The following is a 9248-nucleotide window of genomic DNA, read 5'->3' as shown; positions in this document are numbered from 1 at the left end:
GGCGGCGCTACTGCGCGCGCGGTGGCTCGCGCTGTGGCTGGCACCGGGCGCGATCGCGTTCGCGGTGTGGTTCGCGCCGCTGTGGATCCCCACGCCCGCGCCGGACGCGCCCGGCCCGACCTTCACGGCGGCGACGTACAACGTGCTGGGCTTCATGGCCGACCCGGAGCAAACGTTCGCCGTGATTGAGGCGATGGACGCGGATATCGTCGCGCTGGAAGAACTGCGTCCCACGCTCGACCGCAAGCTGCGCGACGCGCTCGCTGAGCGCTACCCGTATCAGGTCTCGAAGGTGATCCAGGGCTTCGACGGGTACGCGCTGCTCAGCCGCTACCCGATCCTCGACAGCCACATCGAGCTTGAGATCGACTTCGACGCCATCGATCTCGGCCAGCCGCGCTACCTGCGCGCCGTGCTGGACATCGGGGGACAGCCCGTGGTCGTCTACGTGCTGCACCCGTCGATTCCACAGTTCAAAGTTGGAGAAACGTATGACGAGACGTACCTGATGGCGCAGATCGACCACGTCGCCGGGCTGATCGCGGCGGAAACCGGTCCGGCGCTGCTGCTCTGCGACTGCAACACGACGCAGATCGCGCGGCCCTACGCGGCGCTCGACGCCGTGCTGGACGATTCGTTCCGCGAGCGCGGCTGGGGCATGGGCAATACGCACCCGGCGGAGCCGTTCCCGTTCCTGCGCCTCGACTACGTGTGGCACAGCGCAGGGATCACCGCGCTGGACGCGCACGTCTGGCCGGACGCGGGCACGTCGGATCACCATCCCCTGATCGCGCGGCTGGCGGTGGAACGCAGCGAGTAGCAGTTAGCGATTAACCAGGAGCAAAGACAACCGCGATCTCACCCCCGCCCCGCTCCAACCCAGATTGATCGGGGAGACAGGCACGCCCAACGAGCTTTTGTAGGGGCGGGTTTGCAACCCGCCCTGGTTTTTTGCCCGTCCCCTCGGCGCGGAACGCGTAGGGGCGTATCGTTTCCGCTCCCGCACGTGCCGTTACAGCAGCTTGCGGATGCCGTCCGCAATGATCGACGGATCGGTGTCGTAGGGGTAGACGATGCGCAGGCGGCCCTCCGGCCCCACGACGAACGTCGAGGCGGTGTGATCCACGAGGTAGTTGTCGCCGCTCTCGTCATAGTTGCTGCGCTGGAAAAACACGCCGAACTGCTGCGCGATGCCGCGCAGAGTCAGCTCGTCGCCCGTGATGCCGATGAAGTCGGGATCAAAGTTACCCAGGTACGTCGCCAGATGCCCCGGCGTGTCGCGGTCGGGATCGACACTGACGAACACGAACGCGACTTTCGACGCGTCGTCGCCCAGATCCGCCTTGACGCGCTTGAAGTCCGCGATGGTCGTCGGGCAGATGTCCGGGCAGTGCGTGTAGCCGAAGAACATCACGACCGCCTCGCCGCGCAGATCGCTGAGGCTCAGCGGATCCCCAGCCTGATCGGTCAGCGTGAAGTCTTCGAGATCCTTGGGCGGATCGAGCACCGTGCCGGGCAGCGGCGTCGGGCTGGGACCGGGCGTCGGATCGTCGCCGGACGACAGCGCGCCGCACCCCGCCAGCACGATCGCGCCGAGCAGCGCGAGCGCCACGATCCTCGCCGGAAACAGCCGGGAGCGCTTCATCGCCTACTCCATCCCCGTGCGGACTTCAGCGTCCACGGTCAGTTCCTTGCCGGAGGCGAAGGTCAGCACGAGCTGCACCGTCTGGCCCGGCTCGAAGTCGGCATCGAATCCCAGCAGCATCAGGTGGATGCCGCCCGGCTCAAGCGTCACGGTGCTGTCGGCGGGGATGGTAAGTCCCTCGGTGAGCGGGCGCATCTGCATCACGTCGCCGTTCATGGTCGTCTCGTGGATCTGGACCTCGCGCGTATCGGCGCAGGTGACGGCGGTCAGCACGTCTTCTTCGTCGGCGTTGTTGGTGATGGTCATGTAGGCGGCGGTGACCGCATCCGACGATCCCATCTCCATGCCGCCCATGTCGCCTGCCGCTTCGGTCGCTTCAGCGGGCATATCCATTCCCGCCATATCGCCTGCCGCCTCAGTTGCGCCAGCCGCAGGCATATCCATCCCGGCGGCTTCCGTCACGACCGGCGCGGCGGCGAGTCCGGTGGTAGCGCGCACCCACGCGTTTTCGATCACTATATCGCTCGACGCGGCGCTCCCGTTGTCCTCGTCGCCGTCATCCGAGCCGTTCTGCCAGATGTACACGACCGCCAGCACTCCAACCAGCAGCACCAGCCCAATCGCCCACGACATCCACCCGCCGCGAATCCCACGGCGCGGCTGAACCGGCTTCATTTCCGTCATTCGTTCCTCCTATCACTGCGTGTCTCGTTTTGGCATTTCTCCGCGCGCCGGATCATCCGGCGGCAGTCTGCGACTCGTCCGGCAGGGTGAACGTACCCGTCACGGCGCTGCGCGGCAGGCTGATCGCGGCCCCCGCGTGGCGCAGGAAGTCGAAGCCGCTCACGGTCACCTCGACCTGCCACTCGCCGGGACCCACCGCGACGTTCGCGCCGTAGTGGAACCCGTACGTGGGTGAGATCACCGCCGGGGCATCGACCGTAAACGTCTCGTCGCCCTGGGTGAAGGTCAGCGTGACCGTTACTCCGACCATCTTTTCTTCCAGGTTCACGGCGTGGTCGGTGACGTCCACCACAAAATACGTGCTGCCCTCGGGCAGATCCTCCGCGACGCTGGACCCGGAACCGGTCACGTCATACAACTGCACGGCGTCCTGGCGACTCAACGTGACGTGCAGCCCCGCCTGCGTGAAGTCCCCGATCACCGCCGGACTCGCGCCCTTGCCGGTCACCGTGCCGTCCGCTTCGAGCGTAAATTCACCCTGCCAGGTCACTGGCTCCAGCCACACGTCCTGCGCGCCCGCCTGTCGCAGCGCCTTGACCGGGCTGACTTCCACGTTCCAGGTATAGGTCGCGTCGTTAGGCAGCAGGAAGTTGTCGCCGTAATGGTAGCCGTGGCCCACCGCGACCATCGCCGGGGCCAGCGCGTCGAGCACGACCTCGCCCGTATCGCTGCGGCTGATGGTCAGGTGCACGTCCACGGGCAGCCGTTCGCCCAACAGCAGGCGCGCGTCGTTCACGTCGAGCGTGACGTGTTTCATCTCCGCGCCCGCCTCGCCGGTCAGATCGCCGCTGCACACCTGAAGCTCGCCGTCCACCACCTGATACAGTTCCGCCGCCGGGCTGACGTTGAAGATCATCTGCACGTCGTCTTTGACGACCGACGCGATGCCCGATCCGTGCGAATGCGGGGGAACGGTGACGGTCTGGGCCGTGGCATTCGTAGGACAGTCCGCCGCGTTGACGCCGCTCTGCGAGGCGATCACGATGACGCCCACCACGGCAGCGACGATCAGGAGAAATACAGCCGGGACGACCAGGACATTCCGGTTCTTTAGCAGTGTATTCATGGACTCCCGCTCACAGTGTTACTCGTTGAACGATGCTGGCCTCAAAACAACAGGGTACAGGGAATCGGGACCGGGAATCAGGCACAGGCGAAACCACCTCATCCCCGCCCCTCTCCGGTCGGCGCTGGCGAGGGGTGGCAAGATGTATCGTAGGGCGGGGCTTGTTCCGCCCGGTGTTTTTCGTCTTCAACGCAGGTGATGGTGTTGGCGAGCGCAGCGTCACAAGTTTTGTAGGGGCGGGTTTGCAACCCGCCCTGGTTTTATTCCTGTTTTTCCTCATCCCGCAGTGAATGCCCGATAAGGATTGAAAAAAGCACCTCACCCCTGGCCCCTCTCCAATCGGATTGGAGAGGGGCCAGAGGTTAAGGGGTGAGGTGAATCCTGCATGCCCCATTTCCCGGCCCATTCGCCGGACCACTAAACCCCACGCCCCCTGTTTCCCCGCCTCACGTGCTGTTGGGACCGCCGCTGGCTGCCGGATAGGATCCCAGCATCTTGACCATCGACGCGCGGTGCAGCAGCGCGACCAGCGCCGCCTCGGAATCAGGATCCTGCCAGTGGCCCTCGAAATCCAGGTAGAACCAGTACTGCCACGGACGCCCGCGAATAGGCCGCGACTCGATCTTGGTCAGGTTGATGTTGCGCTCGGCAAACGCGCCGATGCAGTCGTACAGCGCGCGCGGGCGGTGCCGCACGCCGAACACCAGCGACGTCTTGCTCGGATCGCGGCGCGGGGCGTCGTCGGGGCCGATCACGAAAAAGCGGGTGGAGTTCATGGGGTCGTCTTCGATGCCGCTTTCGAGCGTGTTCAGGTTGTACAGCTCCCCCGCAAACGCGCTGGCGATCACCGCCGTGTGCGGTTCCGGCTGCACGGCGATGTCGCGGGCCGCGCCTGCCGTGTCGTAGGTCGCCACCGGCTCCCAGCCGCGCCGCCGCAGCGTATCCGCGCACTGGGCGAGCGCCTGCGGATGTGACTTCACCCGCTTGACGTCGTCCAGCGCCATGTCGTCGGGCGCGAGCAGATGGTGCCGGATCGCCAGCAGGACTTCGGCCTGCACGCGAAAATCGTACTCCATCAGCAGCTCGTACGACTGGGCGACGGTTCCCGCCAGGGCATTTTCGACCGGCAGCATGCCATACACCGCGTCGCCGTGCTGTACCGCCTGGAAAATGCCGGTAAAACTCTCGCATGGCAGCGTGGCGGCGTCCGGGCCGAAATGCAGCCGGATCGCCTCCTCCGAATACGCGCCATGCTCGCCTTGAAAGGCTACGATCATGGATTTCACTCTACGATCCCCCTCATGGATAGTAGATGCACGCCCGCGCCGGGCGTTTCATAAAGCGCCAAATCTCATGCCGCGTAGCGCGGCAGCGCCTCGATCTGCGCGATGAGGTCAAAATCTTTGGACGTGATGCCGCCCGCGCTGTGCGTCATGATGCGGATCGACACCTGCTTGTAATCGTGAATGCACAGGTCGGGGTGATGATCGGCTACCTCCGCCAGATGCGCGATCGCGTTGACGAACAGCACCGCCTGCCGGAAGTTTTTGAAGGTGAACTCGGCATGAAGCTGCCCGTCGCCCTCCAACCGCCAGTCGGCATATTCTTGCAGGCGGGACTGGATTTGAACGTCGGTGTAGATATCCGGGTTAAGAGGCATCGCCCCTCCTCTCGCAAAACCCAACGGGACACGCCGGGGCGGACGATGAGAATAGACCAGAAAATCGGCTCCCCCAGATTATAGCGGTTTGGCTTGTGCGCTGCGGAACGAATTCCCGCCTCACGCGCTGCCCCGCGATCCGTAGGGGTAGGACTCGTGTTACCCGGCTTTTCTCGCAACGGGCGATGCAAGCATCGCCCCTACAAAACCCCATCGACCGCCGCCTGTCTCCCCTCTCCAACTTGATTGGAGAGGGGCCGGGAGGTGAGGTCTGCTTTTAAGGTCCAGCCGTACACCAGCAAAACTCATGTGCCGTTAATGTACCGGCCCGCCCCACCGATCGAGCCGCCTCAAATGACGTGCGCGCGGCGGACCAACGTGGGCAAATCTCCGCTCATTATGCCATCAAAGTGTGGGCGCGGCGGTTAAAATAGATTAACTTTATGCAAATCTATTAGAATTCTAAAGTGATCCTAACGTCTGTGTTGTAACCTAAGTTCACTATCCACGCATCTAACAGGTATACGGCATTTTACCTACAGGTAATCGAATCGATAGGGAAAACACATGGCCAGCACGCTGAAACTCCAATCGAACGGCAACGGGCGCCTACCCCGGCTCACCGAACACCTTCACGACCACGTGGAGGACGAGCGGCATGCCGCGATTGAGGATGCGGTACGCCAGATTTTGCTGCACGTGGGCGAAGATCCCGAGCGCGACGGCCTGCTGCGCACGCCGCACCGTGTGGCAAAGATGTACGACGAGCTGCTGGAAGGCTATGATCAGGACGTGGACACGATCATCAACGGCGCGATGTTCGACGTGGAATATGGCGAAGGCGAGATGGTCGTCGTGTCGGACATCGAGTACAACTCGCTGTGCGAGCATCACATGCTGCCGTTCGTGGGCAAGGTGCACGTGGCCTACATCCCGCGTAACAAGGTCGTCGGGCTGAGCAAGATCCCGCGTCTGGTGGATATGTTTGCCCACCGGCTGCAAATTCAGGAGCGTATGACCAACGAAATCGCGGACGCGATCCAGCAGGCGCTCGATCCGGTCGGCGTGATGGTCGTGGTCGAAGGCCAGCACAGTTGCGCCTCGCTGCGCGGCGTGAAAAAGCACGACTCGAACATGGTCACCACCGCCAAGCGCGGCGAGTTTCGCACCAACCGCGAGCTGCGCGACGAGTTCTACCGCCTGATCGGCAAATAGCGCACACGGCGATCCGTGAAGATCATGCTTGTCTCCCCTCTCCAGCCCAGACTGGAGAGGGGCCGGGGGTGAGGTCGCGGTTGTAGGGTAGTTTGTAACTACGCCCAACGCCGCCCGGCATTTTGTCCTTCAGCCATACCACCTCAGATATCAGGGGGCACGAGTGGATCTCAACGGCAAAGTCGCGCTGGTCACCGGCGCAGCGCACCGGGTCGGCAAGGCAATCGCGCTGGCGCTCGCGCAAGACGGCGCGCACGTGGTCGTGCACTACGGCGGCAGCGCAAACGCGGCCCAGGCGACCGCCCGCGAGATCGCGGCGCTGGGCGTCGAAGCGCTGCCGGTCCAGGCTGACCTGAGCGACCCGGACGCCATCGCGCGGCTGTTCGAGACGGTCGAGCGGCGCTTCGGGCGGTTGGACGTGTTGGTCAACAGCGCGTCGAACTTCATGAAACAGCCCCTGGAAGACGTTGCGCTGGACGACTGGCAGATCACGATGGCGATCAACCTTCAAGCGCCGTTTTTGAGCACCCAGCGCGCCGCAGCCTTGATGCGCGCCGTCGAGCGCGCCCCCGAAGAAACCGCCCTCATCGTCAACATCGCGGATCTGGCCGGGCTGTACCCGTGGCGCAGCTTCGTGCAGCACGGCGTCAGCAAGGCGGGATTGGTCCACCTGACGAAAGTCTCCGCGCGCGAGCTGGCCCCCTCGATCCGCGTCAACGCGATCGCGCCCGGCCCCGTGCTGCCGCCCGCGTACATGGACCCGGACGGCGAGGCATGGCAGCGCGTGTATGCCGCCGTACCGCTCCAGCGCCCCGGCAAGCCGGAGCACGTCGCGCAGACGGTCGTCTTTCTGGCGCACAACGATTTCATCACCGGGGCGGTGATCCCGGTCGATGGTGGCGAGAGTTTGCTCGGCGCCGCCAACCACTGATTAACCCGTCCCCTTAGCGTACGTTCTGCGGCCCTGTCCGCTTGATGGAGAATACCCAATGGAAACCAACGCCGACCGCTCGACGTTCCGTTCGCTGCGCCGCTTCAACGTGGCGATGGGCATCCTGCACTTGCTTCAGGGCGTGCTGATGCTGGCCCTGAGCAACGATTTCACCGTGCCGATCAGCACCTACTTTCTGAAGTTTCAGGAAGGGGACGGCCTCGTCACCGATCCGAAAGTATTGTTCGATCTGCCCCTGGGGCCGTTCATCGCGTCGTTCCTGTTCATGTCGGCGCTGGCGCACTTTGCCGTCTCAACGCCGGGCATTTACGACTGGTACGTGCATAATCTGAAGCAGGGCATCAACAAAGCCCGGTGGATCGAATACTCGTTCAGCGCCTCGGTCATGATCGTGGCGATTGCGGCTCTGTTCGGCATGTACGACATCGCCGCGCTGCTTCTGATCTTCGCGCTCAACGCGTCGATGATCCTGTTCGGCTGGATGATGGAGCTGCACAACCAGACCACCGACAAAGTGAACTGGACGGCGTTCATCTTCGGCTGCATCGTCGGGATCGTGCCGTGGATCGCGGTGGGCATCTATTTCGTCGGGTCCGTGACCAGCGGCGAGCAGGTGCCGAGCTTCGTCTACGCGATTTACGTGTCGCTGTTCCTGTTCTTCAACGTGTTCGCCGTCAATCAGGTGCTGCAGTACGCGAAGGTCGGGCGCTGGCGCGACTACGTGTACGGGGAGCGCGCCTACATCGTGCTAAGCCTCGTCGCCAAGTCGCTGCTGGCGTGGCAGGTATTTTTCGGAACGCTCCAGCCGTCCTGATGTCGGGGATCAGCGCATCCCACCGGGCTGCTTCGGCGTAGAATAAAGTAGAGCAGCATATCCAGGAGGTCGGAAATGGCTGTCGATCAAGAACTTCACGTCGTGCTGGGGACCGGGCCGATCGGGCTGGCCACCATTGAGGAACTGGTCAAGGGCGGGCAGCGCGTCCGCGCGGTGAACCGCCACGGCAAAGCGGGCGTCCCGGCGGGCGTCGAAGTGGTCGCCGCCGACATCACCGATCCGGCGCAGGCTGTGACGGCGTGCGCCAATGCCAGCGTGATCTACAACTGCACCAACCCGCCCGCCTATCAGGGTTGGACCGAACTGCTGCCGCGCCTGCAAACGGGCATCCTGGCGGGCGCGGAATCCGCCGACGGCGCCAAACTGATCGTCATGGACAACGTGTACATGTACGGCAACGTGCACGGCAAGCCCATGACGGAGGATATGCCCAACGCTGCCACGACCAAAAAAGGCGCGCTGCGGGCGCGCATCGCGGATAACTGGATGGCCGCGCACAACGCCGGACGCGTGCGCGTGATCGTCGCCCGCGCGTCGGACTATTTCGGCCCCAATGGGCGCGGTTCCGGCATGGGCGACGTGGTATTTGGCCGTGCAGTGCAGGGCAAGTCCGCGCAGGTGATCGGAAACCCCGACATGCCGCACACCTACACGTACATCCCCGACATCGGTAAGGCGCTGGTCATTCTGGGATCGCACGACGAAGCCCTGGGCGAGATCTGGCACGTGCCCAGCCCGCCGACGATCACCACACGCGCGTTCATCGAGCGTATCGGGCAGGCGCTCGGCCACCCGGTCAAAATCCAGGTCGCGCCGACGCTGCTGATCCGTGCGATGGGCCTGTTCCAGCCCGTCATGCGCGAGCTGGTCGAGATGGTGTACGAGTTCAACGAGCCGTTCATCCTGGATCACAGCAAGTTCGCGGCGGCGTTCGGGGACATCAGCACGCCGCTGGACGAGGCGATCGCAACCACGGCGGCGTGGTTCAAAGAACACAGTGACTAGTTTTCAGTCTTCAGTGGTTAGTCAAGAGCAAGAGTGCCCGACCCCTGGCCTCCATGCATACGGAGGAGCCGGGATCAGGCAAAGCAAACGCGACCTCACCCCTGGCCCCTCTCCAACTTGATTGGA

The 9248-nt window shown here is 63.8% G+C and carries 10 protein-coding genes; 5 read left to right on the top strand and 5 right to left on the bottom strand.

What is annotated here, in order from left to right; all coding sequences use genetic code 11:
- Positions 1-820 (top strand): endonuclease/exonuclease/phosphatase family protein (locus V7116_RS24350; protein ID WP_324394596.1); only part of this gene is annotated, 820 nt, incomplete at its 5' end.
- Between the two features lie 192 nt (positions 821-1012).
- On the opposite strand, the gene V7116_RS24345 is transcribed toward V7116_RS24350, so the two are convergent.
- The 5 genes from V7116_RS24345 to V7116_RS24325 form a co-directional block, all read right to left on the bottom strand.
- Entirely contained in the window at positions 1013-1645 is a 633-nt protein-coding gene (locus tag V7116_RS24345; RefSeq protein WP_324394595.1) for an SCO family protein, read from the bottom strand.
- Positions 1646-1648: 3 nt separating this feature from the next.
- Positions 1649-2329: a copper chaperone PCu(A)C gene (locus V7116_RS24340; protein ID WP_324394594.1), complete on the bottom strand. Its 681-nt coding sequence runs from the start codon at positions 2327-2329 to the stop codon at positions 1649-1651.
- Between the two features lie 52 nt (positions 2330-2381).
- Positions 2382-3455, bottom strand: coding sequence for a hypothetical protein (locus V7116_RS24335; RefSeq protein ID WP_324394593.1), 1074 nt, complete (start codon positions 3453-3455; stop codon positions 2382-2384).
- A 446-nt stretch (positions 3456-3901) separates the two neighbouring features.
- A complete protein-coding gene (pheA, locus tag V7116_RS24330) occupies positions 3902-4732 on the bottom strand; it encodes a prephenate dehydratase (RefSeq protein WP_324394592.1) in 831 nt (276 codons plus the stop codon).
- Positions 4733-4806: 74 nt separating this feature from the next.
- Complete coding sequence (locus V7116_RS24325; protein ID WP_324394591.1) at positions 4807-5115, bottom strand: 4a-hydroxytetrahydrobiopterin dehydratase; 309 nt, start codon at positions 5113-5115, stop codon at positions 4807-4809.
- Positions 5116-5682: 567 nt separating this feature from the next.
- Between V7116_RS24325 and folE the strand changes: the two genes are divergently transcribed.
- From folE to V7116_RS24305, 4 genes are all read left to right on the top strand, one after another.
- Positions 5683-6330: a GTP cyclohydrolase I FolE gene (gene folE / locus V7116_RS24320; protein ID WP_324394590.1), complete on the top strand. Its 648-nt coding sequence runs from the start codon at positions 5683-5685 to the stop codon at positions 6328-6330.
- A gap of 163 nt (positions 6331-6493) precedes the next feature.
- A complete protein-coding gene (locus V7116_RS24315; RefSeq protein ID WP_324394589.1) occupies positions 6494-7261 on the top strand; it encodes an SDR family NAD(P)-dependent oxidoreductase in 768 nt (255 codons plus the stop codon).
- A gap of 58 nt (positions 7262-7319) precedes the next feature.
- Entirely contained in the window at positions 7320-8096 is a 777-nt protein-coding gene (heR, locus tag V7116_RS24310) for a heliorhodopsin HeR (RefSeq protein WP_324394588.1), read from the top strand.
- A 75-nt stretch (positions 8097-8171) separates the two neighbouring features.
- Positions 8172-9122, top strand: a complete 951-nt coding sequence (locus V7116_RS24305) for an NAD-dependent epimerase/dehydratase family protein (protein ID WP_324394587.1) — start codon at positions 8172-8174, stop codon at positions 9120-9122.
- Positions 9123-9248 lie beyond the last annotated feature (126 nt).

This window comes from Aggregatilinea sp. (assembly GCF_036822615.1).
Lineage (GTDB): Bacteria > Chloroflexota > Anaerolineae > Aggregatilineales > Aggregatilineaceae > Aggregatilinea.
This window is presented reverse-complemented; position numbering and strand designations above follow the sequence as displayed.

Coding starts and splice junctions, on each gene's coding strand:
- V7116_RS24345 (WP_324394595.1), bottom strand. CDS start 1,645: ATGAAGCGCTCCCGGCTGTTTCCGGCGAGGATCGTGGCGCTCGCGCTG.
- V7116_RS24340 (WP_324394594.1), bottom strand. CDS start 2,329: ATGACGGAAATGAAGCCGGTTCAGCCGCGCCGTGGGATTCGCGGCGGG.
- V7116_RS24335 (WP_324394593.1), bottom strand. CDS start 3,455: ATGAATACACTGCTAAAGAACCGGAATGTCCTGGTCGTCCCGGCTGTA.
- pheA (WP_324394592.1), bottom strand. CDS start 4,732: ATGATCGTAGCCTTTCAAGGCGAGCATGGCGCGTATTCGGAGGAGGCG.
- V7116_RS24325 (WP_324394591.1), bottom strand. CDS start 5,115: ATGCCTCTTAACCCGGATATCTACACCGACGTTCAAATCCAGTCCCGC.
- folE (WP_324394590.1), top strand. CDS start 5,683: ATGGCCAGCACGCTGAAACTCCAATCGAACGGCAACGGGCGCCTACCC.
- heR (WP_324394588.1), top strand. CDS start 7,320: ATGGAAACCAACGCCGACCGCTCGACGTTCCGTTCGCTGCGCCGCTTC.
- V7116_RS24305 (WP_324394587.1), top strand. CDS start 8,172: ATGGCTGTCGATCAAGAACTTCACGTCGTGCTGGGGACCGGGCCGATC.